24 protein-coding genes, 2 tRNA genes and 1 riboswitch are annotated in these 21521 nt (G+C 72.4%); of the genes, 8 read left to right on the top strand and 18 right to left on the bottom strand.

Annotated elements, in window-relative coordinates; genetic code table 11:
- Nucleotides 1-125: 125 nt before the first annotated feature.
- Nucleotides 126-989: an NAD(P)H-hydrate dehydratase gene (locus tag ACO06A_RS00200; RefSeq protein WP_421734165.1), complete on the bottom strand. Its 864-nt coding sequence runs from the start codon at nucleotides 987-989 to the stop codon at nucleotides 126-128.
- Nucleotides 973-1731 carry a histidine phosphatase family protein gene (locus tag ACO06A_RS00195; protein ID WP_421734164.1) on the bottom strand — a complete coding sequence of 253 codons (759 nt, stop codon included), beginning with the start codon at nucleotides 1729-1731 and terminating at the stop codon, nucleotides 973-975. Before ACO06A_RS00195 ends, ACO06A_RS00200 begins: the two co-directional genes overlap by 17 nt.
- Before the next feature lie 303 nt (nucleotides 1732-2034).
- Here ACO06A_RS00195 and ACO06A_RS00190 point away from each other — a divergent pair, with 303 nt between their 5' ends.
- Nucleotides 2035-2181: a hypothetical protein gene (locus ACO06A_RS00190; RefSeq protein WP_421734163.1), complete on the top strand. Its 147-nt coding sequence runs from the start codon at nucleotides 2035-2037 to the stop codon at nucleotides 2179-2181.
- 55 nt (nucleotides 2182-2236) lie between these two features.
- Here the strand turns inward: ACO06A_RS00190 and ACO06A_RS00185 are convergent, their stop codons facing one another.
- From ACO06A_RS00185 to ACO06A_RS00155, 7 genes are all read right to left on the bottom strand, one after another.
- Complete coding sequence (locus ACO06A_RS00185; RefSeq protein ID WP_421734162.1) at nucleotides 2237-3466, bottom strand: PP2C family protein-serine/threonine phosphatase; 1230 nt, start codon at nucleotides 3464-3466, stop codon at nucleotides 2237-2239.
- A 165-nt stretch (nucleotides 3467-3631) separates the two neighbouring features.
- A complete protein-coding gene (locus ACO06A_RS00180) occupies nucleotides 3632-3985 on the bottom strand; it encodes a PRC-barrel domain-containing protein (protein WP_421734161.1) in 354 nt (117 codons plus the stop codon).
- On the bottom strand, nucleotides 3972-4364 hold the full coding sequence (locus tag ACO06A_RS00175) for a hypothetical protein (protein WP_421734160.1): 393 nt from the start codon (nucleotides 4362-4364) through the stop codon (nucleotides 3972-3974). The genes ACO06A_RS00180 and ACO06A_RS00175 overlap by 14 nt, the downstream gene beginning before the upstream one ends.
- Nucleotides 4361-5590: an NRAMP family divalent metal transporter gene (locus ACO06A_RS00170; protein WP_421734159.1), complete on the bottom strand. Its 1230-nt coding sequence runs from the start codon at nucleotides 5588-5590 to the stop codon at nucleotides 4361-4363. Before ACO06A_RS00170 ends, ACO06A_RS00175 begins: the two co-directional genes overlap by 4 nt.
- Nucleotides 5587-6042: a hypothetical protein gene (locus tag ACO06A_RS00165; RefSeq protein ID WP_421734158.1), complete on the bottom strand. Its 456-nt coding sequence runs from the start codon at nucleotides 6040-6042 to the stop codon at nucleotides 5587-5589. Before ACO06A_RS00165 ends, ACO06A_RS00170 begins: the two co-directional genes overlap by 4 nt.
- A gap of 237 nt (nucleotides 6043-6279) precedes the next feature.
- Nucleotides 6280-6355 (bottom strand) — tRNA-Asn (locus tag ACO06A_RS00160).
- Nucleotides 6356-6403: 48 nt separating this feature from the next.
- On the bottom strand, nucleotides 6404-6916 hold the full coding sequence (locus ACO06A_RS00155; protein ID WP_421734157.1) for a hypothetical protein: 513 nt from the start codon (nucleotides 6914-6916) through the stop codon (nucleotides 6404-6406).
- A 152-nt stretch (nucleotides 6917-7068) separates the two neighbouring features.
- On the opposite strand from ACO06A_RS00155, the gene ACO06A_RS00150 reads away from it, so the two are divergent.
- The 5 genes from ACO06A_RS00150 to ACO06A_RS00130 all read left to right on the top strand — a co-directional run bounded on the left by ACO06A_RS00150 (nucleotide 7069) and on the right by ACO06A_RS00130 (nucleotide 10361).
- Nucleotides 7069-7509, top strand: coding sequence for a hypothetical protein (locus ACO06A_RS00150; RefSeq protein ID WP_421734156.1), 441 nt, complete (start codon nucleotides 7069-7071; stop codon nucleotides 7507-7509).
- 4 nt (nucleotides 7510-7513) lie between these two features.
- Nucleotides 7514-8995, top strand: coding sequence for a multicopper oxidase family protein (locus tag ACO06A_RS00145; protein WP_421734155.1), 1482 nt, complete (start codon nucleotides 7514-7516; stop codon nucleotides 8993-8995).
- Nucleotides 8996-9021: 26 nt separating this feature from the next.
- Nucleotides 9022-9095, top strand: a tRNA-Ile gene (locus tag ACO06A_RS00140).
- A gap of 83 nt (nucleotides 9096-9178) precedes the next feature.
- Nucleotides 9179-9979: a DUF1206 domain-containing protein gene (locus tag ACO06A_RS00135; RefSeq protein WP_421734154.1), complete on the top strand. Its 801-nt coding sequence runs from the start codon at nucleotides 9179-9181 to the stop codon at nucleotides 9977-9979.
- 75 nt (nucleotides 9980-10054) lie between these two features.
- Nucleotides 10055-10129: riboswitch (cyclic di-GMP riboswitch) on the top strand.
- A 16-nt stretch (nucleotides 10130-10145) separates the two neighbouring features.
- A complete protein-coding gene (locus ACO06A_RS00130; protein WP_421734153.1) occupies nucleotides 10146-10361 on the top strand; it encodes a BldC family transcriptional regulator in 216 nt (71 codons plus the stop codon).
- Nucleotides 10362-10424: 63 nt separating this feature from the next.
- Here ACO06A_RS00130 and ACO06A_RS00125 read toward each other — a convergent pair whose 3' ends face one another.
- The 4 genes from ACO06A_RS00125 to ACO06A_RS00110 are packed head-to-tail and all read right to left on the bottom strand — an operon-like array spanning nucleotide 10425 to nucleotide 14962.
- The gene (locus ACO06A_RS00125; protein ID WP_421734152.1) at nucleotides 10425-11666 is read right to left on the bottom strand and encodes an arginine deiminase; all 1242 of its coding nucleotides are present in this window, start codon (nucleotides 11664-11666) and stop codon (nucleotides 10425-10427) included.
- Between the two features lie 37 nt (nucleotides 11667-11703).
- Complete coding sequence (locus ACO06A_RS00120) at nucleotides 11704-12246, bottom strand: TetR/AcrR family transcriptional regulator (protein ID WP_421734151.1); 543 nt, start codon at nucleotides 12244-12246, stop codon at nucleotides 11704-11706.
- A gap of 13 nt (nucleotides 12247-12259) precedes the next feature.
- Nucleotides 12260-14260: a YhgE/Pip family protein gene (locus ACO06A_RS00115; RefSeq protein WP_421734150.1), complete on the bottom strand. Its 2001-nt coding sequence runs from the start codon at nucleotides 14258-14260 to the stop codon at nucleotides 12260-12262.
- 9 nt (nucleotides 14261-14269) lie between these two features.
- Nucleotides 14270-14962, bottom strand: a complete 693-nt coding sequence (locus tag ACO06A_RS00110; RefSeq protein WP_421734149.1) for an AAA family ATPase — start codon at nucleotides 14960-14962, stop codon at nucleotides 14270-14272.
- Between the two features lie 162 nt (nucleotides 14963-15124).
- Here ACO06A_RS00110 and def point away from each other — a divergent pair, with 162 nt between their 5' ends.
- Together def and ACO06A_RS00100 are read left to right on the top strand one after the other, a co-directional pair.
- A complete protein-coding gene (gene def, locus ACO06A_RS00105) occupies nucleotides 15125-15613 on the top strand; it encodes a peptide deformylase (protein WP_175346080.1) in 489 nt (162 codons plus the stop codon).
- 148 nt (nucleotides 15614-15761) lie between these two features.
- The gene (locus tag ACO06A_RS00100; protein ID WP_175346079.1) at nucleotides 15762-16262 is read left to right on the top strand and encodes a DUF3145 domain-containing protein; all 501 of its coding nucleotides are present in this window, start codon (nucleotides 15762-15764) and stop codon (nucleotides 16260-16262) included.
- Between the two features lie 62 nt (nucleotides 16263-16324).
- On the opposite strand, the gene ACO06A_RS00095 is transcribed toward ACO06A_RS00100, so the two are convergent.
- The 5 genes from ACO06A_RS00095 to ACO06A_RS00075 all read right to left on the bottom strand — a co-directional run bounded on the left by ACO06A_RS00095 (nucleotide 16325) and on the right by ACO06A_RS00075 (nucleotide 21354).
- Nucleotides 16325-17569, bottom strand: coding sequence for a beta-ketoacyl-[acyl-carrier-protein] synthase family protein (locus ACO06A_RS00095; protein WP_421734148.1), 1245 nt, complete (start codon nucleotides 17567-17569; stop codon nucleotides 16325-16327).
- 76 nt (nucleotides 17570-17645) lie between these two features.
- The gene (locus ACO06A_RS00090; protein ID WP_055913595.1) at nucleotides 17646-17894 is read right to left on the bottom strand and encodes an acyl carrier protein; all 249 of its coding nucleotides are present in this window, start codon (nucleotides 17892-17894) and stop codon (nucleotides 17646-17648) included.
- A 93-nt stretch (nucleotides 17895-17987) separates the two neighbouring features.
- Entirely contained in the window at nucleotides 17988-18992 is a 1005-nt protein-coding gene (locus ACO06A_RS00085) for a beta-ketoacyl-ACP synthase 3 (protein WP_175346077.1), read from the bottom strand.
- Complete coding sequence (locus tag ACO06A_RS00080; protein WP_421734147.1) at nucleotides 18989-19963, bottom strand: ACP S-malonyltransferase; 975 nt, start codon at nucleotides 19961-19963, stop codon at nucleotides 18989-18991. The genes ACO06A_RS00085 and ACO06A_RS00080 overlap by 4 nt, the downstream gene beginning before the upstream one ends.
- Before the next feature lie 89 nt (nucleotides 19964-20052).
- On the bottom strand, nucleotides 20053-21354 hold the full coding sequence (locus ACO06A_RS00075; protein ID WP_421734146.1) for a PucR family transcriptional regulator: 1302 nt from the start codon (nucleotides 21352-21354) through the stop codon (nucleotides 20053-20055).
- Nucleotides 21355-21521: the final 167 nt, after the last annotated feature.

Below are 21521 nucleotides of genomic sequence, written 5' to 3'. Positions count from 1 at the left end.
GGCCTGGTGCAGGTGCGCCGTCCAGGGCGCGTGGGCGCCGCGCCTCTTCCCAGTGCTCGATCGGCATCTCGCGGCCGGGCGCGGACGCGCGGCTCTTCCCGGTTCAGTGCCGGAGAGGGGAAGAGCTATCGGGCGAGCTCGCCGAGCAGGGTGGGCAGCTCGGCGGGAAGCTCGCGCGCCAGGTACCCGAGGTGCCCGATGCGTGTCGCGAGCCGGTCGCCGGCAGCGGCATGCAGGTGGGTGGCCCAGCACGCGGCCTGCGCCGGCGTAGCGCCCCGGGCCAGGAGGCCGACGAGGGTTCCGGCCAGGACGTCGCCGCTGCCCGACGTGGCCAGACCTGGGAGCCCGGTCGACACCTCCCACTGGGAACCGTCAGGGTCCGCGATCCGGCCCTGGCAGGTGACGACCGCTCCATACTTCGCGGCGATGCGTGCACACGTGCGGTCGTCGACCGTCTCGACGCCGAGCAGGAGCGCGGCTTCCTTCGGGTTCGGTGTCAGGACGAGTCGACCTGCGAGCCGTTCGGCGGTCTCGGGTGTCCGAGGGAGAACTCCAAGTGCGAAGGCGTCCAGGAGGACGGCCGCCGTGCGGGGGATGGAGTCGCCGAGTGCGTCGAGCAGGTCGATGGTGCGATCGGGGTCGTCCAGGCCCGGTCCGATCAGGACGGCGTCGGCGGTGCGCAGGTCGTCCGTCAGCCGGTCGGTGCCGGTGCCGTCCGGGCATCCGTTCTCGGTCTCGGGCAGGCCGGTCACACCGGCTTCGGGCAGCTCGATCGCGAGCGGGACCGCCACGGAGCGGGCGACCGCCAGGCTGAGCCGTCCGGCGCCGACGCGGAGGGCCGCGACTCCGGCGAGCAGCGCCGCCCCGGGCGTCGAGCGGGCTCCGCCTACGATGACGACCTGCCCGCGGCCGTACTTCGAGGTGGCGCCTGCAGGCAGCGGCCAGTCGCGCAGCAGCGCCGGGGTGATCAGCTCAGTGCGGGAAGGCATCGCGGTCCCCAGCGTGGGTGGTCACCGGTGCGCCCTCACGCTCGAGGTGGTCGTCCTCGTTGAATGCCGCCAGAGACCAGTCCGCACCGGGTGAGGTGCGCACGAGTCGGGTGACGGCGGCGTTCCGCACGGGGTTGTGGCGCGTCAGGTCGAGGACCTCCGCCTCGGTGAGGGACTCGCACACGTAGCGGATGGTCATGATGACGGCGTCGTGCGCGACGACGAGCACCCGCCTGCCTGGCTCGATGCGATCGAGGTCGGACAGGACGCCCCGGATCCGGAGGGCGAGGTCTGCCCAGGACTCTCCGCCGGGTGGCCGGTAGTAGAACTTGCCCATGTGGCGACGGCGGGCTGCCTCGGCCGGGTACCGGGCGTCGACACCAGTCGTGGTGAGCAGATCGAGGATCCCCAGCTCCCGGTCGCGTAGGCGCTCGTCGAATCGAACTGCGAGGTCGGAACTCGCGGCGTGCAGGGCGATCGTCGCGGTCTGCACCGCGCGCACATAGGGAGAGCACCAGATGATCTCGGGTCCCGTGCCCTCCCGGTGCTCGCGAAGCCAGGTTCCGAGAGCTGTGGCTTGTTCGGCGCCGCGGGGTGACAGTGGAGTGTCCGCATCGCGGGTGTCGAGATCAATGATCTCGAGGCCCGCGTGCTCTGCGGCGGTGGCGGCGACGTTGCCCACGCTCTCGCCGTGCCGGACCAGGCTGACTTCAGCGACTCCCGCGGTTGCAGGTGTGGTCATGGAACTCACGCCGGCTCGGCCCCGGTCGGGTCGGTCGGGTAGATCTTCCGCGCAGGGACGTCCTGGTTGTCACCTTGATCGGGTTCGCCCTGCGCGGGGGTCGAGCCGGGCAACGGAGGCGTGTCGTCCGCGCGGCTGGGAGTCTCCCTGTCGTCGCTCACATCTGCTCCCCTCGTAGCGTCGAAGAACTCCACTGTGGTCCACGGGATGCGGTGCTGCATCCCGTGCTCTCGAGGCATCGGTCGCCGCGCGCGCGAGGATCGAGGTGCCTACCGTGGGTTGACCACAACGAGGAGGTGCGCAATGAGCATCCCGGTCCCCGACAACCCCGACACCCCGGACCTGCCCGACGAGCTGGACGGCCTGCCTGACAAGAGCCCGGCCGACTCTCCGCCTGCCATCCAGGACCCGGACAACCCCGACGCCCACGGCCCGCTCATCCAGGCCTGAGGTCGACAGCAAGGCTCCGAGACCGCCTCTAGGGCCCGCGCTCAGGTCGGCGTGCTCATCGCACGGGATCGAGTAGGTGCTGGCCGGTGCGGGTCCACTGCACGAGCAGCATGGTGGCGTCGTCCTGCAGCACACCGTTCTGGTGCTCGAGGATCCGTCGGCACACGCGTCGCACGATCTCTGGCAGCGGGGTGCCTTCTGCGGTCTCACGTTCCAGGAAGTCCTGCAGTCGCTCGATCCCGAAGAACTCTCCCGCTCCGTCGCGGGCCTCGGTGATGCCGTCGGTATAGAGCGCGAGCAGATCGTCGGGTTCGAGCGCCTCCTCGGCGATGTTCGCACTGCGCATGTCCAGGCCAAGGAGCGGTCGGTGTCCGGCGTCGAGCACTTTCACGACGCGCCCGCCGCGGAGCAGCAACGCAGGAGGGTGCCCGGCAGACAGGTAGCGCAAGAGCCCGGAGTGCAGGTCGAGGCGCGCCAGGAACCCGGTGGCGAACAGGGTGCCCCCGAACGCGTCACGCACGGAGCGGTGGATCGACTCGGTCTGCTCGAACAGGCCATGACCCTGACGGCGTGCGTTGCGATACGCGGAGAGCGCGGTCGCGGCGGCCAGGCCGGAGTGGAGATCGTGCCCGGTCGCATCGAGGATCGCGAACTGTGCTGTGGCGTCCGAGAGCGCATAGTCGAACACGTCTCCGCCGACGGCACTGGAGGGCTCGAGCCTGCCGCTCACGAGAATCTTGTCGGTGCCCGCCGTCAGCGGTGGCAGCAGCTGCCAGATCAGCTCGGCCGACAGGGTGCGGGGTACCTGACGCCGGACACTGTCGACGCCGTCTCCGAACGCGTCCATCACCGAGATCAGATGGCCGAGGTAGTGCGTGAACCACCAGCACTGTCGCTGGAACGCGATGTCCTCCAAGGTCGTCGCGTCGCGGACGACGATCTTGAGCACCCCGAGCCTCTCCACGCCGTCGATGATCGGCATCCACAGGTGCGGATCGCCGTCGGCCGTCGTGGTCTGGACCGTCACCATCCGGTACGCACGGCCCGCCAGCGTGGAGTCGATCGGCAGCGTCGCCAGGCCGTCCCCTTCCGCCTGTACCGGGACGAGGAGGGTGTGGGAGTAGTCGGCGAGATAGATGACCGCCTGAGCGCCGAGGTGGGCGATGCCGTCCCGGACGGCGTCGGGGAGCAGATCGGGTGGGGCGAGGTGGGTGCGCCGCAGGAGCGTGGTCAAGGCGGCGAGCGGTTGAGCCGCGCGGCTGGTGCGGTCGTCGTTCGGTTCCATACCGATCCGCCCCTCACGGGCCGAGGTCACCTGCAAGCCTGCGGCTCACTGTAGGCGGCTCTCGTCGCCGGCTCGGTGCTGACGGAGGCGACGGACGACGGACGACGGACGATGCGCGCCCGCCCGTGCTCCTCGGACCGCCGTGCCACCACAGGGAGACGCTGGTCAGCCCGACCTGCCGCGCCCGCCCGGTAGGTCGGGCGCGTATCGGCGGTGTCCCGCGTGCAGCACCACGGCGTCCCGGGTGACGGCCTGGACGTCGTCCCAGTGCACCAGGAACGTGCCACGGTGCCGCCAGGCGAACCACCGGGCGAGCAGCGCGGGGGCATTGACGCCGGTGCGCTCGTACCCGAGGAACGACGTGCCCGTGCGCGGACTGACCAGCAGACCGTGCAGGCGCAGCGCCGCGAGGAGTCCGTCGACAGGGCCTTCCATGACGAAGCGGACGTCGACGACGTACCCGAGGGCGCGGCCGTCGGCGTCGCGGACCGGGGAGTCCAGAAGGTCACCCAGGATCATGGCTGCCCCCGGGGATGCGGCGGATGACGTGGTCGCGGACCCATCGTTCCTGCCAGGTGACGTCAAGCTCGTCGCCGTGCACCCCGAGCGTGACCGTGGTGCCGACGTCGGCGACGTGTGCCCACCGGATCCGGTGCCAGCGGGATGGCGGTGGTCTCCCGCCGAAGATGCGCGTGGCCAGCACGGCCCCGCTCAAGAGCGACGTCACGACGACGGTCTGGGTCCCGTCGGGGAGGTCGGCGCCGTCGATGCCGTGCAGCTCGAGGTCGTCGACCGTGCACACCGGGACGCCGTCGACGTCGAGGACCTGCCGGTCGAGCAGGTGAAGGCGCGCGTCGAGCGCGAGTCCGCGGGGGTGCTCGTCGGGGGGAAGGCTCACGATCCGGCTCCCGTCGCGATCATCAGAGGGATCGCGGCGACGGACGCCGCCACGATGATCACCAGGTACACCAGCGCGAACCCGTTGGTGACCCGGCCGTTGAGGTGCTCGCCCATGTACTCCGGGTCGTTCGCCACCACGAGGATCGGCAGGTAGGTCAGCGGTAGGGCGATGGCGGAGAAGACGACCGAGAACTCGGTGACCTTGATGGGGTCGACGCTGGTCATCAGCACGCCGACAGCCACCAGGATGCAGACGATCATCGTCAGGTGGAACCGCGCGGCCCGGGCCGGCCGCCGGAACTTGCCCCACGACCAGCCCATGAACTGCGCCAAGGTGTACCCGCTGGACAGCGAGGTCTCCAGAGCGGCGCCGAACGTCGCTGCGACGATTCCGACGATGACGACCGCGAGGGCCAGCTTTCCGCCGGCGAGCGCGACCGGCAGCACGATCTGCGAGAGCGACGACACCTCGATCCCGGCGGGCAGGAACACGATCGCGGCGCACGCGGCGATGGCGATCGACAGCACACCGCCGAACGGGAAGCCCACCAGCACGTTGAGCCGCGACTGTGCCAGGTCCTTGACGGTCCACCGTTCCTCGACCGCGCCGGAGGAGAAGAAGAACACCTCGTACGGCGTCATGGCGGCGCCGAACAGGGCGATCGCGTAGTACCAGTACACGGCGGGGCCTTCGGTGCCGGGGACGCTCGGGTGCAACGCCTGCTCGGCGAGCTCGCTCCAGTCGGGGCCGAGCTGGAAGACCGCGACCGCGAACACGACGAGCGTGAGCCCGACGAGTCCGGTGACGTTCTCCATGATCGAGAACTTGGTGCGCCACACCACCAGCCACAGCGCCAGCGCGGCCACGGGGACCCACAGCCGCGGCTCGACGCTGCTGGCCAGCTGCAGGGCCAGCGCGATGCCACCGACCTCGGCCGTCAGCGTGAGCAGGTTGATGAGGAAGCTCGCCGCCAGGTTGGCGCCGGCCGCGCGTGGCCCCAGGCGTTCGCGGATGATCTCGAACGTCGCCCGCCCGCTGACGGCGGCCACCCGACCGGACATGCTGGCGAACAGGCAGATCCCCACGACGCCGACGACGACGACCCAGGCGAGCGAGAGCCCGAACCGGGACCCGACGACCGCGTTGGTGACCATGTCCCCGATGTCCAGGAACCCACCGATGGCGGTGAGGATGCCGAGCGCGAGCCCGAGGAGCTTCTTCACGATCCGCCCGCCGTCTCCAGCGTGGCGGCGATCTCGTCCAGCCTGTCCGCGCTGTCCTCCAGCGAGGTGGTCGCGTCCGCCCGGGTGCCGGTCCCGTTCGCCCAGGCGCGTGCCCGCGCCACGGCCGTCTGCGCCGACTGCACGGCGTCGAGCGAGTCGGTCTGCCAGCCGGAGCCGGTGGCGTCGCTCGGGATGAAGGTGGTGACGGCGTCGGCCGCATCGGCGAGGACGTGGATCGATTCGACCAGTGCCGTGTCGGTCACGGGGGCCGACGTGCGGTCGTCGCCGAGCAGCTGCACCGACAGCTGTGCGGTGCCGACCGCGGAGGCGGCCTGCGCCACGGGCTCCGCGAGCGCGCGTGCCTCGTCGGCCTCGGTGGCCGCCGAACCCGTCGCGCAGCCCGCCGCGACGGCGACTGCGACGAGCGCGGCGAAACCGCGGATCACCTGCATGGATGCATCGTCGCGTTCTCCGGCTCCAGCCGCACGGCGAGCATCCCGAGCGCAGCACGCTCGGAGCACGCGCCTGGTCCTGCTCGCCGGTGTCGTCCGGGAGGCCGTGGACCATGGCGTCGTCGTGGTGCACGCCGTCGACCGGGTGCCCGACGAGTTCCGCGACGTGCACCCGCGAACGTCAGTCCGCGACAGCACGAAGGCCCCCTCGAAAGGGGGCCCGGCCTGCGGTGATACTGGCTCCCTCGACTGGACTCGAACCAGTAACCGTCCGATTAACAGTCGGATGCTCTGCCAATTGAGCTACGAGGGATCGTGCGGGAAGAAACTCTAGCAGCCGCTGCGGGGTGCCCTGGACGCCTCAGCGGGGGAGCCCGACGGCGTCGCGGACCTCGTCCTCCGCCGCGTCGACGATGGCTGCCACGGCCGGGTCCGACAGGTCGATGGACGCATCGCCGAGGACCTGCGTGAACATCCGGCCGTCTTCGTCACGGCGCAGGACGACGCGTGCGCGGTGGTCGCCGGGAAGCGTGACGGACGCCGCATGCACGACCGACTGCTGCACCCGCTCCCGGAACGTCTGCGAGAACGCGTAGGACCCGGGCACCTCCGCGAAGGTCAGCTGCTCGGACGCGCCCGACACCCAGCGCAGGGTCATGGTGCGGGTGGCGGCGTCCAGGGAGCCGTGGTCGACGTCCGACCAGGGGTGCCGCACGACCGGTCCGTCGGGTCCCAGGAGGTGCAGAGCCCGTCGCGAGGCGACCGCGCGGCGGCCGTCGGCGAGCTCGGTGCTCACCAGGATGGTGTCGCCCGGGTGCAGGTCGAGGCGACTGCGGTCGGCAGCGGGGATCCGGCGTCGGGAGAACAGGGCCACGACCTCACGGTACCCGCGTGGCCACTCCCGACCGCGTCCGAAGAACGGTGGGAAACCGGGACGAAGTATCTGATTGCACCCCCGAGGATCTTGGAAGGAGGCGCGGCCGTTCCCGACCGCGTCCTGGGAGCGCAACGGGATCGAGGGATGACATGAAGACTGCGTATCGGGTGCTCGCCTACCTGGTGGCCACCGGGGTGTTCGTCCAGGCCGGCGCCATCGCCTACGCCTGGTTCGCCACGCTGAACGACCTCGACGGCGGCGCCGTCATCGACTCGGACTGGGAGGGGAATCTCGGGCACTCGATGCACGGGATGGTCGGCACGATGGTGATCCCGCTGCTGGTGATCGCGCTGCTCATCGTGTCGTTCTTCGCCAAGTTCCCCGGCGCGGTCCGCTACGCCCTGATCATCCTGGGCTTGGTCGTGCTGCAGATCACGCTCGCGTTCGTGGCCTTCGGTGCCCCTGTCGTGGGTGCACTGCACGGGGCCAACGCGCTCGCGATCCTCGGGGTGAGCATCACGGCCGCCCAGCGCGTGCCGCGGGGCGCGACGACCACCGGCTCCTCCGCCCCCGCCGCCGCGGTCGCCTGAGCCGATGACCGAGCGGGAGGCGCTGGGCCGACGCCGACGCATCGTCGCGGCCGTCGTCGCCTCCCTGCTCGTGCTCGGCCCGCTCGCGTGGTTCTGGTGGGCCAGCCTGGTGCCGGCGAACGCGTCGGTGATGGACATGGGCTACCCGGACACGGGCGGTGTGCCTGGGGCCACCCCCGGCCACGGCCACGAGCCCGAGGAGGGACCGCGCGTGAGTGTCGCGACGCTCACCGGTCCGTCCGACGGTGTCCCGGACGTCGAGCTCACCCTGACGGCGGACGCTGGACCGATCGAGGTCGGCGGTCGGACCGTCGCCGGCTACACGCTCAACGGGACGTCGCCCGGCCCCACGATCGAGGCGGTCGTCGGAGACCTCGTCCAGGTCACCTTGGTCAACCGCTCGGTCCCCGACGGCACCACCCTGCACTGGCACGGGGTGGACGTGCCCAACGCCGAGGACGGCGTCGCCGGCGTCACGCAGGACGCCGTGCCCGAGGGCGGCTCGCACGTCTACCGCTTCGTCGCCGAGGACGCCGGCACGTACTGGTACCACTCGCACCAGGTGTCCCACGCCCAGGTGAGGGGCGGGCTGTTCGGCGCACTCGTGGTCCGCCCGGAGTCACCCGGGGACGCCGTCGAGGCTGTCGCGGCCGTCCACACCTACGGCGCGGTCGCCACGATCAACGGCTCGACGGCCGACCTGCGGGTGGACGCGGCGGCGGGGGACCGCGTCCGCGTGCGGGTGGTGAACACCGGGTCGGGCGTGCTCCGTGCCTGGGTGCCGGGGTCCGGCTACCGGCTCCTCGCGCTCGACGGACGGGACCTCCACGACCCCGGCAGCGTCGCCGAGCAGGCCGTCCTGATCGGTGGCGGTGGTCGTGCCGACCTCGAGGTGAGCGTCCCGGACGACGGCTCGGTCAGGGTCCGGCTCGGCTCGCAGTCGGTCGTCGTCGGGCCCGTCGACGACGCACCCGACGGCGACGACCCGCGCGCCACGCTCGACCTGCTCACCTACGGCACGCCCACCGACGTCGGCTTCGACCCGCGGGCCGTCGACCGCCGGTTCGACTACGCGATCGGGCGCCGCCCGGGGTTCGTGGCCGGGCGCCCCGGTCTGCAGTGGACGATCAACGGCCACACCTACCCGGACGTGCCGATGTTCGTGGTGAGCGAGGGCGACGTCGTGCGGATGACCCTGCGCAACTCCAGCGGCCAGGCCCACCCGATGCACCTGCACGGCCACCACCTGCTCGTCCTGTCGCGCGGCGGTGAGCCGTCGACCGGCAGCCCGTGGTGGACGGACTCCTTGGAGCTGGCCGCGGGGGAGTCCTACGAGGTGGCGTTCGTCGCCGACAACCCGGGCGTCTGGATGGACCACTGCCACAACCTGCCGCACGCCCAGCAGGGACTCGTCGCGCACCTGGCCTACACCGGCGTCGACACGCCCTACGTGCTCGGCGGGGACCTCGACAACGCGCCGGAGTGAAGCCTCGGTAGGGTGTGCGGTGCCTCGGGGCAGTAGCTCAGCCGGTCAGAGCAGCGGACTCATAATCCGTGGGTCGTGGGTTCAAGCCCCACCTGCCCCACCTTGTGCTCGAGCTCTCCGGTCGCCGGACGGCTCCCCTCCTGCCACGATCGGCGCGACGGGGGCCAGGCCGAAGGAGATGCAGTGGTGGCGACGAGCAGCACGGAGAATGCCCAGCGCGGCTGGGAGCTCGCGGCGCGGGCGGGCTACGCGGTCAGTGGGGTCCTGCACATCCTCATCGGGGTGCTGGCGCTGCGGGTGGCGCTCGGCAGCGGCGCGCAGCAGGCGGACCAGTCCGGTGCTCTCGGCACGATCGCCGCGACGCCCTTCGGCAGCGTCGTCCTGTGGTTCTCGGTGGTCGCCTTCCTCGCCCTCGGTGCGTGGCAGGTGGCCAAGGCGATCCACGGCTCACCCTCGGGCGCCGGTTCGGGTGGCGCCGGGGAGCGGGCGAAGGCGGCGGGCCGGGCGGTGGTCTATCTGGCCCTGGCCCTGACTGCGCTCAGCTTCGCGCGGGGGGGCGGCTCGTCCAGCTCGGCGCAGACGGCGGACACGACGGCCAAGCTCATGGGGGCACCCGGGGGCCGGCTGCTGGTGGCGGCCCTCGGCCTGGCGATCGTCGGCGTCGGGGCGTACCACGTCTACAAGGGGGCGAAGAAGAAGTTCCTCGAGGACCTGCACCGGCTGCCGTCCGGCGCCGCGGGACCTGTCGTGCGGCGGCTCGGCGTGGTCGGCTACGTGGCCAAGGGTGTCGCGCTGGCGATCGTGGGTGTGCTCTTCGTCACGGCCGCCGCGCAGGCGGACCCGTCCAAGGCCACGGGGCTCGACGGCGCCCTCCACACCCTGCGTGACCAGCCCGCGGGTGTGGTCCTGCTGGTCATCGTCGCGCTGGGGTTCGTCGCGTATGGGGTGTACTCGTTCGTTCGCGCCCGGTATGGCCGGATCTAAATCACCCGTTTGCGCGCGAAACGTGCGGGCGGGGTTCTTGCACACCCGTCCAGTTTCGGGCATAGTTCCCTTTGTCAGCGACAACGGCAAACCCGCTGCAAGGCGGGGACGCAAAGCCACGGGGCCCACTGGGCCAGCCGAGCTACCGAACGACAGGAGAACCATCATGGCTGTCACCACCGACGCCCCCCTCTCGCAGGGCGCTCTGCTCACGCCGGGCGAGGTTGCCGTGCTCTTCCGCGTCGACCCCAAGACGGTCACGCGCTGGGCCCAGGCCGGCAAGCTCTCGGCCGTCCGCACCCTCGGCGGCCACCGCCGCTTCCACGAGGCCGAGGTGCGTTCGCTCCTCACGGGCGTTCCCACCCAGCGCGCGGCGGAGTGATTTCACTCTTCAGCTAGACGAGAAGGGCCTTTCCCGACGTCGGGGAAGGCCCTTCTTGCATTCCTAGACCGGGTCGCGGCTGATCGGGCAGGTCATGCAGTGCCCGCCGCCCCGGCCGCGCCCCAGCTCCGCCCCGCGGATCTCGATGACCTCGACGCCGGCCGCCCGCAGCAGGGCGTTGGTGGTCGTGTTGCGGTCGTACGTGAAGACGACCCCCGGCTCCACGGCGACCGCGTTGTTGCCGCTGTCCCACTGCTGCCGCTCGGACGCGTAGGCGTCGCCCCCGGTCTCGATCACCCGGAGCCCCGGCAGGTCCAGCGCCCGGGCGACGACGTCGACGAACCGCGCGTCCCCCTCGTCCGTGATGTGCACGCCGCCACCCTCGCCGGGGCGCAGCGTGAACGGGTGCACCGCGTCGACGATCCTCGGGTACAGGGTCACCACGTCGCGGTCGGCGAACGTGAAGACCGTGTCCAGGTGCATCGCCGAGCGGAGCTTGGGCATCCCCGCCACGACGACGCGCTCCGCGGCCCCCTGCGCGAACAGCGCGGCGGCGAGCTGGGTGATGCCCTGGCGCGACGTGCGCTCGCTCATGCCGACCAGCACGGTGCCGTTGCCGACCGGCATGACGTCACCGCCCTCGATGGTGGAGCGCCCCCAGTGGCGTTCGGGGTCTCCCCACCACACGGTCGACCCCGCGAAGGCCGGGTGGAACAGGTAGACCGCCTTCATCAGCAGCGTCTCGTCGTGCCGCGCCGGGAAGTACAGCGGGTTGAGCGTGACGCCGCCGTACAGCCAGCACGTGGTGTCGCGCGTGTAGAGGGTGTTGGGCAGCGGCGGCATGACGTACTCGCGGGCGTCGGGGGAGGACTCGGCGAGCGCGAAGTGGTCGTCGTCGAAGCCGCCGGTGATGTCGGTGGTGGCGAGCCCGCCGATGAGGAACTCCGCGAGTCGTGCAGGCTCCAGCCGCTCGAGGAACTCGCGGGCGTCGTCCACCAGCTCCAGGCCGACGTCGTCCGGCACGATCTTGCGGTCGAGCAGCCAGTCGCGGGCACCGGGGACGGCCATCGTCTGCGCGAGGACCTCGTGCAGCTCCAGCACCTCGACGTCGCGCGCCCGCAGCTGGGCGACGAAGGCGCGGTGGTCGGCGATCGCGTTCTCGACCCAGAGCACGTCGTCGAACAGGAGGTCCGCCGCGTTGGTGGGGGTCAGGCGCCGGTGGGCGAGACCGGGCTCGCAGACCAGGACCTTGCGCAGGCGTCCGACCTCGGAGTGGACGCCGTTCGGTGCGGGCTCGGTCGGCATGGCTGGGCCTCCACGGCGTGCGTCGGGCGGGGAACGCTCAGTGCACCGTAGCGAGCACTGCCGCCCGGACGTCGTCCAGCGTGCGCTCCGGCTGGAACACGAGCCACTCGAGCCCGGCGAGCAGCGTGGCGCCGAACAGGGCCGCGGCGGTCAGGGAGGCGTCTCGGTGGGGCCACGTGTCGGCGACGACGGCGGCGAACGCCCCCATGGCCTCCTCGCGCACGAGCCGGATCGAGTCCTGCCAGCTGCGCCCCGTCCGGAACGTCTCGGCGACCATGAGCTTGGCGAAGTCCGGGTGGCTGCGGATCTGCCCCAGCAGCTCGGTCACCAGCGCGTCGAGCGCGAGCACCCCGTGCAGACCCTCGGTGGCACCCCGCAGAGCGACGGTCAGCCGCCCCACGCCCTCGGTGATGATCGCCTCGAACAAGGCGGACTTGGAGCCGAAGTTGTAGAACACGCTGCCCTTGGCGACGCCCGCAGCCGACGCGATGTCGTCGACCGACGTGGCCGTGAACCCGCGGTCCGCGACGAGGGCGAGCGCGGCCTCGACGATGTGCTCCCGGGTGGTCGTCGTGCGCATGGGCGTCAGCCTCTCAGATGCTCAGAGCGGGGTGGAGGCGTGCGACGGTCCAGGTCCGCAGTCGTCCGGCCTTCCACGCCGTCGCGGCCAGCGAGGCGATCGTCAGGCCCACGAGGAAGGCCACGGCGCGCCACAGGCGGGCGTCGGGCGTCCCGGTGATCAGGTCGCGCAACCCCTCGACCGCGTAGGTCATGGGCAGGAGCGGGTGGATCGCCTGGAAGAACGCCGGGGTGGTCTCCACGGGATAGGTGCCGCTCGCCGAGGTGATCTGGAGCATGAGCAGCGCGATCGTCGCCACCTTGCCCGCCGCCGACCCGAGGACGGCCAGCAGCATCTGCTGGACGGCCAGGAACGTCGCGGCGACCAGCAGGAGGAACGCGATCGTGCCCACGGGGTGCCCGATGCTCAGGCCCAGGCCGAACCCCACCACGCCGAGCAGCAGGAGCACCTGACCGGCACCGATCACCAGCGACGGCAGGTAGCCCGCGAGTGCGACGCGCCACCCCGACGCCGGCGTAGCCAGCGCGCGCGTGGGCAGCGGCCGCAGCAGGAGCCACGTGATGAGGCCGCCGACGAAGAGGGCCAGCGGGATGAACAGGGGAGCAAACCCCTCGCCGAGGCTGGCGGCGGGCGCCACGTCCTCGTCGTCGATGGCCACCGGAGTGGCCAGGGCGTCCGCGCGGGCGGTGCGCTGCGCGTCGCTGTCGTCGGGGATCTGCGTCGCGCCGTCCGTGAGCCCGTCCGCCAGCTGCTGAGCGCCGCCCCCCAGCTGTCCGGTGCCGTCCGCCACCTGGGCGGCACCGTCGGCGAGCGTCGCGGTTCCGGTCGCCAGGCCGGCAGCGCCCGCGGTCAGCGCGTCGGCACCGTCGGCGGTCTGCCGGGCGCCCGAGGCGAGGGAGGCCGCGCCGGTGGCGAGCGTGCCGGACGAGTCGGCCAGTGTGCCCAGGCCCGTGCTGAGCGCCTGCGCGCCGTCCGCGGTCTGCGTGGCGCCGGCGTCGAGCGCGTGCAGCTGGTCGGTCATCGTCGCGACGTCGCCCGCGTCGGGGAGGTCGGTGCTCGCCAGGCCGGCCAGCAGGGCAGCGGCACTCGTGTCGCCGGCGGCCGCCCGTGCGGAGAGATACCCGCTGACCTGCGTGAGGCCGTCGGCCAGGGCGGGCAGGCGACCGGTGAGCGCGTCGACCTGCTGCACGGTGGCGTGGACCCCGTCGGCGACCTGCCGGGTCCCCGCGGCCAGCGCGGTGCTCGAGCCGGCGGCTGTGCTCGCGCCCTCGGCGAGCCGGGAGCTGCCCGTGGCGAGCCGGGAGGCGCCGTCGGCGACCTGTGCGGCACCGTCGTCCAGGGCGGTCGCCCCGGAGGCGAGCTGCGCCGCCCCGTCGCGGGCGTCGGTGGCGCCGTCGGCCACCTGCTGGGCACCGTCACCCAGCTGTGCGGACGCGTCGCGCAGGGAGATCGCGCCGTCGGCGGCCGCGAGCATCCCGTCACGTGCCGAGCCGAGCCCGATCAGCACCTGGTCCACGGCCTCCTCGCCGGCGGTCGCGGCGACGGCCTCCCGGACGTGGTCCATGGCGGTGCGGCCCAAGGTGGTGCCGATGAACGAGTTCGCGTCGTTGTAGGTGACGTCGATCTGCGCCGCCGTCGGGTGGTCGCCGGCCGCCGAGGCCAGGTCGGCCGAGAAGTCGGCGGGGATGGTGACCGCGAAGTAGTAGTCGCCGTCGCGCACACCCTCGGCCGCGTCGGCCGCGTCGGTGACCACCCAGTCGAGCGCCCCACCGTCGGTCAGCGTGTCCGCGAGGTCCTGGCCGGCGGTGAGCCGGGTGCCGTCCCGGTCGGCACCGGCGTCGGAGTTCACCAGGGCGACCGGCATCGCGTCCAGGTGCCCCGTCGGGTTCCAGAACGCCCAGAGGTACAGCGCGCCGTAGAGCAGCGGCACCACCAGCATCGCCGCGACGGCGAGCCGGGGGAGGCGTCCACGGCCGAATCGGCGCAGCTCGGTGCCGGAGGTGAGGGAGAGCATCGCGAACCTTCAGTCGGTGGGGGCGTGCACGGGCAGGACTGTCCAGGCGGTGCCGGCGGCCTCGTCGGGGTCGGCGCACGAGGCGATCACGGTGGTGCCGGCCGCAGCCAGCGCCTCGAGGCGGGACCAGACGATGCGGCGGCGCGCGGGGTCGTGCACCTGGTCGACGTCGTCGACGACGAGCAGCCCGGGGCGCTGCGCCATCGCCAGCGCGATGCGCAGGAGCAGCGCGTCGACCTCGTCCAGGTGCCAGACGACGGTCTGCACGTCCGGGACCGGCAGGTCGCCGAAGACCGGGAAGAGGGCGCGGTCGACGATCGCCTGGTCCGCGCGCGGTGACCGGCGGTACCAGGGCGCCAGCCACGCCAGCCGCTCCCGCACGTGGGCGCCGACGGTCACCGAGTCGTCGAGCTCGTCGACGCCGGCGAACCCGGCGAGGGCGACCTCTCGCTGCACGAGCGAACGCTGGGCGGGGAGGCGGTGGCCGAGCACCACGAGCCGGGACGACGCGTCGGGCACCATGCGACCGGCGAGCGTGAGCAGAAGGCTCGTGCGACCGGCGCCCTGGGGCCCCTGGACCAGCGTGAGCGCGCCGGGAGCGACGTCGAGGTCGACCGGGCCGTAGACGGTGCCGCGGTCGCCGTGGAGCTCGAGCGAGCGCGCGGTCACCGCGGGGGCTTCGAGGGGGGACGCACTGGGCACGGGACGGCTCCTTCTTGACTGACCGGTCAGTACAAAGAATAGATCCGGCTGGCGGAAGGAGCGAGCCCGGTAGGTGTCGTTCTGCTCACACCCGCGCGGCCGGCGCGACCACCGGGGCGTTGGTCCGCCTCGTGCATCCGCTGGTCGTGCGAGGATCGGCCCATGGCGATGCGAGAGATCCGGACTGTCGGAGACCCCGTCCTGCGCACCCCCTGCGACCCGATCACGACCATCGACGACCGCGTGCGCGGCCTGGTCGAGGACCTGCTCGAGACCGTGGACACCGAGGGTCGTGCCGGACTGGCCGCGAACCAGATCGGCGTCAGCCTGCGGGCGTTCTCCTGGAACATCGACGACGAGGTGGGCTACGTGCTCAACCCGGTCATCGTCGAGCTGTCGGAGGACGAGTACCAGGACGGCGACGAGGGCTGCCTGTCGGTCCCCGGCCTCTGGTACCCGACGCACCGGTCCTGGTACGCGCGGGTGGTCGGTACGGACCTGGACGGCAAGGAGGTGGTGGTCCAGGGCGTCGAGCTCATGGCGCGCTGCCTCCAGCACGAGGTGGACCACCTGGACGGGATGCTCTACCTCGACCGCCTGGAGCGCTCCGTGCGCAAGAAGGCCATGCGCGCCATCCGCGACACGCTGTAACAAGAGAGAGCGGGGCTGGCGCTCGCCACGCTCCTCGGGCATGCTGTCCCCAGCACGCCGTGAGTGCTTTCTGTACGTCATGCGTGTCCTGTGAACGTGACTGAGGTCGTTGGGGAAGGCGAACCTCGAGCCCGTTCAGGAGGACGACATGGCAGGTGCGATCACCCGCGGTGTACTTTTCGTGCACTCTGCGCCGCGTGCGCTGTGCCCCCACGTGGAGTGGGCCGCAGGCAACCTGCTGGGCTCCCGCACCACGTTCGACTGGACCGCGCAGCCGGCCGGGCCGGGCTTCTACCGCGCGGAGCACTCGTGGCAGGGACCCCAGGGCACGGGCGCACGTCTGGCGTCCGCGCTGCGCGGCTGGGCGCACCTGCGCTACGAGATCACCGAGGAGGCCAGCCACGGCGTGGACGGCTCCCGGTGGAGCCACACGCCCGAGCTCGGGATCTTCCACGCCGCCACCGACGTGCACGGCAACATCGTCGTGCCCGAGGACCGCATCCGCGCGGCCCTGGAGCACAGCGCCGACCCGGTCCGCCTGCGCACCGAGCTGGACCTCGCGCTCGGCCAGGCGTGGGACGACGAGCTCGAGCCGTTCCGCTACGCGGGCGCCGGCGCGCCCGTGCGCTGGCTGCACCGGGTGGGCTGAGGGTCGACCGGGCGCCGGTCGACGCGGGACGGGGTTGTCGCGTCGGCCGGCGCTCCGTCGCGTCAGACGGAGGCGACGACCAGCGCCACGTTGTGCCCGCCGAACCCGAACGAGTTGTTCACCGCCGCGATGTCCCCGTCGCGCAGGGCGCGGGGCTTGTCGCGGACGAGGTCGAGGACCAGCTCCGGGTCGGGGTTCTCCACGTTGATCGTCGGCGGCGCCTGCCGGTCGTGCAGCGCGAGCACCGTGAAGATCGTCTCCAGGGCGCCGGCGCCCCCGAGCAGGTGCCCGGTCATCGACTTGGTCGCCGAGAGCGCGACGTGGTCGGCCTCGTCGCCCAGCAGGCCACGGATGGACCGCGCCTCGATGAGGTCGCCGACGACGGTCGACGTGGCGTGCGCGTTGACGTGCACGACGTCGATCTGCGCGATCCCCGACTCCTCCAGGGCGGCCCGCATGGCCCGGATCTGGCCGTCACCCGACGGCTCGGGGGAGGTGATGTGGTAGCCGTCGGCGGACAGCCCGACGCCGGCGATCCGGGCGTAGACACGCGCGCCGCGGGCGGCAGCGTGCGCCGCGCTCTCCAGGACGACGACACCGGCGCCCTCGCCGATGACGAAGCCGTCCCGGTCGACGTCGTAGGGACGCGACGCACCCTCGGGGTCGTCGTTGCGCAGCGAGAGGGTGCGAGACGCGGCGAAGGCGGCGATGGGCATCGGGTGGATGGTCGCCTCGGTGCCACCGGCCACGACGATGTCGGCGCGGCCCGTGCGGATCATCTCCACGCCGTAGCCGATGGCCTCGGCGCCCGACGCGCAGGCGGACACCAGGGCGTGAGCACCGGCCCGGGCACCGAGCTCGAGCGACACGTACGCGGTGGGCGAGTTCGGCATGAGCATGGGGACGGTCATGGGCAGGATGCGGCGGGCACCCTTCTCCTTGAGCGTGTCCCAGGCGTCCAGGGTGGTCCAGATGCCGCCGATGCCCGACGAGACGACGGCGCCGAGCCGGTCGTGGTCGACCTCGGGGGAGCCGGCGTCGGCCCAGGCCTCGCGCGCCGCGATGATCGCGTACTGCGCGGACGGGTCCATCTTCTTCAGCTCCGGCCGGGGGAGCACGTCCTCGGGCTTGACCTTGATGGTCGCCGCGAAGGTGACGGGCAGGCCGTAGGTCTCCACCCAGTCGTTGTCGAAGGGTCGGGCACCGGACTCGCCGGCGAGCGCGGCGGCCCAGGTGCTGGGGATGTCCCCGCCGAGAGGCGTGGTGGCTCCCAGTCCGGTGACGACGACGTCGGGTACGTGGCTCATCGGTGCTCCAGGTCGGCGGTCGTGAGGTGGTCGGTCCCGGGGTGGTGCTCCCGGGACCGACCCGGGCGGCGCAGGCTCAGGCCTGGGCGCCCGTGATGAAGGTGACGGCGTCGCCCACGGTGGCGAGGTTCTTGACCTCGTCGTCGGGGATGCGCACGTCGAACTTCTCCTCGGCGAGCGTGACGATCGTCATCATCGACAGGGAGTCGATGTCGAGGTCGTCGGTGAAGGACTTCTCGGGCAGGACGGAGTCCGTGGGCAGACCGGTCTCCTCGCTGACGATCTCGGCCAGGCCGGCCAGGATCTCCTGCTCGCTGTACGCCATCGGTGTCTCCTCTGTCGGGGTGGTGCTGCTTCGTGGTCGAAGCACTGGGGTCGGGACGAACGGTACAACCGGGGGTCGCACCGACGATTTCTGCTACGGCAGGACGACGACCTGGGCGGCGTAGACCAGACCGGCGCCGAAGCCGATCTGCAGGGCGAGCGCGCCGCTGCTCACCTGACCCTCGCGCAGCAGGCGCTCGGTCGCCAGCGGGATCGACGCGGCCGACGTGTTGCCGGTGTCCGCGATGTCGCGGCCGACGACGACCGTGTCCGGGAGCTTGAGCGTCTTGATCATCTGGTCGATGATCCGCATGTTCGCCTGGTGCGGGATGAAGGCGTCGATCTCGTCCGCCGTGACACCGGCCGCGTCCATCGCCTTCTGCGCGACGGGAGCCATCTGCCAGACCGCCCACTTGTAGACGCTCGGGCCCTCCTGGCGCAGCGTCGGCCAGCCGGCGCCCTCGTCGCGCGTGGCGAGCCAGGAGTGCGTCTGTCGGATGGCCTGCGCCTGGCTGCCGTCGGAGCCCCAGATGGTCGGTCCGATGCCGGGCGTGTCCGAGGGGCCGATGACGACAGCGCCGGCGCCGTCGCCCAGCAGGAAGGAGATGGAGCGGTCGGTCGGGTCGACGAACTCACTCATCTTCTCGGCGCCGATGACGAGCACGTGGCGGGCGCTGCCGGCCCGGACCAGCGCATCGGCCTGCCCGATGCCGTAGCAGTACCCCGCGCACGCGGCCGAGATGTCGAACGCCGCAGCCGGGGTGGCACCGATACGGTCCGCGATGATCGCGGCGCCCGCCGGGGTCTGGTGGAAGTAGGTGACCGTCGAGAGGATCACCACGTCGATGTCCGCGCCGGTCAGGCCCGCGTTCGCGATGGCCTGCAGCGCGGCGGCCTCGGCCAGGTCGAGCACGTCGGTGCCCGGCTCGGCCCGGCGCCGCGTGATGATGCCCGTGCGCTGGCGGATCCACTCGTCCGAGGAGTCGATGGGGCCGACGAGCTCGTCGTTGGTGACCGTGCGCTCGCCGCGGACGCCACCGAGGCCGAGGATGCGCGAGTGCGCGGGTCCGGTGGCCTGCGTGAGGGTGGGACGGGTCACGACGACTCCTGGGTGCTCTGGGGGTTTCCGGCGTGCCGACGGACAAGGTCGCGCGCGGCGTCGAGGTCGGCAGGGGTCTTGACTGCGACCGTCTCGACCCCGGGCAGCGTACGCCGGGCCAGCCCGGTGAGCACGCCTCCGGGGGCCACCTCGAGCAGCCCGGTCACGCCGAGCTCGAGGAGGGTCGCCTGGCACAGGTCCCACCGCACGGGGTTGGCCACCTGCGCGACGATCAGCTCGAGCGCCCGAGCGCCCGACGCGGTGACGGTGCCGTCGGAGTTGGTGAGCAGGGGGACCATCGGCTCGCCCGGCATCACGTCGTCGGCGGCGGCGCGCAGCTCGGCGACCGCCGGTGCCATGTGCTCGGTGTGGAACGCGCCGGCCACCTGGAGCGCGATCACGCGTGCCTTGGCCGGGGGAGAGGCCGCAAACGCCGCGAGGGCGTCGAGCGTGCCTGCGGCGACGACCTGCCCGCCGCCGTTGACGTTGGCAGGGACCAGACCGTGCGCGGCGAGTGCGGCGAGGACCTCGTCCGGGTCGCCGCCCAGGACCGCGCTCATGCCGGTCGGGGTCGCGGCCGCGGCCCGAGCCATGGCGGAGCCACGCACGGTCACCAGGCGCAGGGCCTCGTCGTCGGTCAGCACGCCGGCGATGACGGCCGCGGCCAGCTCGCCGACCGAGTGGCCCGCGGTCACGCCGACGGACCGCCGGGCGGCGATGTCGAGGGCGTCGTCGGCACCGAGCTCGAGCACGGCGCGCAGGCTCGCCAGGGCGGAGGCCACGAGGAGCGGCTGCGCGACGGCGGTGTCCCGGATGGTGTCGGCGTCGGACGTGGTGCCGTGGGCGACCAGGTCCAGACCGGTCGTGCGGGAGGCCCGCGCGATCGAGTCGGCGACGGACGGCAGCTCGAGCCACGGGGCGAGCATGCCGGGGGACTGGGCGCCCTGACCGGGGCAGACGACAGCGAGCACGCGACCACTCTGCCTGGCCGACGGAGCCCACCCGCCTCACGGCGTGCACCAACCTTCTCGGACGCCCTTGTGCGACTCCTACAACGACCTCAGCGGGCGATGCCGCCCGTCGGACCGTCGGCGGCGTCCAGACGGCCCAGCGCGAGGGCGATCTGGAGGACGTACGACTCGCGCGCGTCCAGGGGGTCCCAGCCGGTGACGTCGGCGACCCGTCGCAGGCGGTACCGGACGGTGTTGGGGTGCACGAACAGGGTCCGCGCGGCGGCCTCGAGCGAGCGGCCCGTGCCCAGGTAGGCCGAGAGGGTCTCGAGCAGGGAGCCCGGGCTGGCCGCCAGGGGCGCGAACGCCTGCGCGACCAGCGTGCGGCGCGCGGTGGCGTCACCGATGAGCACGCGCTCGGGCAGGAGCTCGTCCGCCAGCACGGGACGGGGCGCCTGTTCCCACGCCGGAGCGGCGAGGAGACCGGACAGCGCGGCCCGGGCGGAGCGCGCGGAGTCGGTGAGGTCGCCCACCACCGGCCCGATCACCACCGGCCCGGGGCCGAACCGCGGTAGCAGCGTGCTCGCGGCGGCGCGCAGGTCACCCTCGCCCCCGAGGAAGACGACGAGGCGGTCGCCCTGGATGCCGACGAGGGCGTCGTCTGCCGCGCGACGCGTCGCCCGACGGAGCTCTGCGGCGCGCACGTCGTCCAGCGCCGACGTGGTCGTCCCGACCATGACCAGCGTCGATCCCCGTCCGCTCCAGCCGAGGGCGGCGATCCGCGAGCGCAGCGCGTCGTCCACGTCTCCCCGCACGAGGGCGTCGACGACCAGGGCCTCGAGGCGGGCGTCCCAGGCGCCGCGGACCTCGGCGGCGCGCGCGTAGACCTCGGCCGCGGAGAACGCGACCTCCCGGGAGTACCGGAGCACCGCCTCGCGCACCTCCCGCTCGTCGCCCGGCGCTGCCAGGCGGTCGCTGTGGGTCTCGACGACGTCGACCACCACGCGGACCAGCTGGAGGGTGTGCTGGAGCGAGATCGACCGGGTCAGCTCCGGTGGGGCGGCGGCGAAGATGTCGCCCACCCCGTGCGGCGGGCGGGTGGGCTCGGCGAACCAGGTGACGAAGGCCGTGATGCCTGCCTGGGCGACGAGCCCCACCCAGGAACGGTCCTCCGCGGGCAGGGCGCGGTACCACTCGAGGTCCTCGTCGAGGCGTCGCATCGCGGCGCCGGACAGCAGCCCGGCGCTGTCGCGCACCCGGCGCTGGGTCTCGGGACCGCCGCGGGCCTCGAGCACGGGGGTCCGCGCGCGGGCCGTCACCGACCGGCGGGCACGGCCGCCCCCCACGGGTGCATCCGGCTTGTCAGGGGGCGCGACGGGCGTGGAGCCCGCCCCGCGCAGGCTGCTGGACATGGGGCGAGCATAGGGTCCGGCATTGTGGGAAGTCGACAAACGGCGTCGACCAGCCGGGGTCACAGAAGTGTGAGGTACGTCGTCGACCGGGTGAGGCTCGCCCCCAGCCGATAAGGTCGCGTCATGGCACTTCTGCCCCGTTTGCGTCAACTCATGCGACGGCCGAC

It is taken from the genome of Cellulomonas sp., assembly GCF_965229465.1.
Taxonomy (GTDB): domain Bacteria; phylum Actinomycetota; class Actinomycetes; order Actinomycetales; family Cellulomonadaceae; genus Cellulomonas.
The sequence above is the reverse complement of the archived record's forward strand: the minus strand, read 5'-3'. Positions and strand labels throughout refer to the sequence as shown.

Bases quoted from the DNA above. Each gene is read 5' to 3' on its own strand.
- ACO06A_RS00200 (WP_421734165.1), bottom strand. From the start codon at position 989: ATGCCTTCCCGCACTGAGCTGATCACCCCGGCGCTGCTGCGCGACTGG.
- ACO06A_RS00195 (WP_421734164.1), bottom strand. From the start codon at position 1,731: ATGACCACACCTGCAACCGCGGGAGTCGCTGAAGTCAGCCTGGTCCGG.
- ACO06A_RS00190 (WP_421734163.1), top strand. From the start codon at position 2,035: ATGAGCATCCCGGTCCCCGACAACCCCGACACCCCGGACCTGCCCGAC.
- ACO06A_RS00185 (WP_421734162.1), bottom strand. From the start codon at position 3,466: ATGGAACCGAACGACGACCGCACCAGCCGCGCGGCTCAACCGCTCGCC.
- ACO06A_RS00180 (WP_421734161.1), bottom strand. From the start codon at position 3,985: ATGATCCTGGGTGACCTTCTGGACTCCCCGGTCCGCGACGCCGACGGC.
- ACO06A_RS00165 (WP_421734158.1), bottom strand. From the start codon at position 6,042: ATGCAGGTGATCCGCGGTTTCGCCGCGCTCGTCGCAGTCGCCGTCGCG.
- ACO06A_RS00150 (WP_421734156.1), top strand. From the start codon at position 7,069: ATGAAGACTGCGTATCGGGTGCTCGCCTACCTGGTGGCCACCGGGGTG.
- ACO06A_RS00145 (WP_421734155.1), top strand. From the start codon at position 7,514: ATGACCGAGCGGGAGGCGCTGGGCCGACGCCGACGCATCGTCGCGGCC.
- ACO06A_RS00130 (WP_421734153.1), top strand. From the start codon at position 10,146: ATGGCTGTCACCACCGACGCCCCCCTCTCGCAGGGCGCTCTGCTCACG.
- ACO06A_RS00125 (WP_421734152.1), bottom strand. From the start codon at position 11,666: ATGCCGACCGAGCCCGCACCGAACGGCGTCCACTCCGAGGTCGGACGC.
- ACO06A_RS00120 (WP_421734151.1), bottom strand. From the start codon at position 12,246: ATGCGCACGACGACCACCCGGGAGCACATCGTCGAGGCCGCGCTCGCC.
- ACO06A_RS00115 (WP_421734150.1), bottom strand. From the start codon at position 14,260: ATGCTCTCCCTCACCTCCGGCACCGAGCTGCGCCGATTCGGCCGTGGA.
- def (WP_175346080.1), top strand. From the start codon at position 15,125: ATGGCGATGCGAGAGATCCGGACTGTCGGAGACCCCGTCCTGCGCACC.
- ACO06A_RS00100 (WP_175346079.1), top strand. From the start codon at position 15,762: ATGGCAGGTGCGATCACCCGCGGTGTACTTTTCGTGCACTCTGCGCCG.
- ACO06A_RS00095 (WP_421734148.1), bottom strand. From the start codon at position 17,569: ATGAGCCACGTACCCGACGTCGTCGTCACCGGACTGGGAGCCACCACG.
- ACO06A_RS00090 (WP_055913595.1), bottom strand. From the start codon at position 17,894: ATGGCGTACAGCGAGCAGGAGATCCTGGCCGGCCTGGCCGAGATCGTC.
- ACO06A_RS00075 (WP_421734146.1), bottom strand. From the start codon at position 21,354: ATGTCCAGCAGCCTGCGCGGGGCGGGCTCCACGCCCGTCGCGCCCCCT.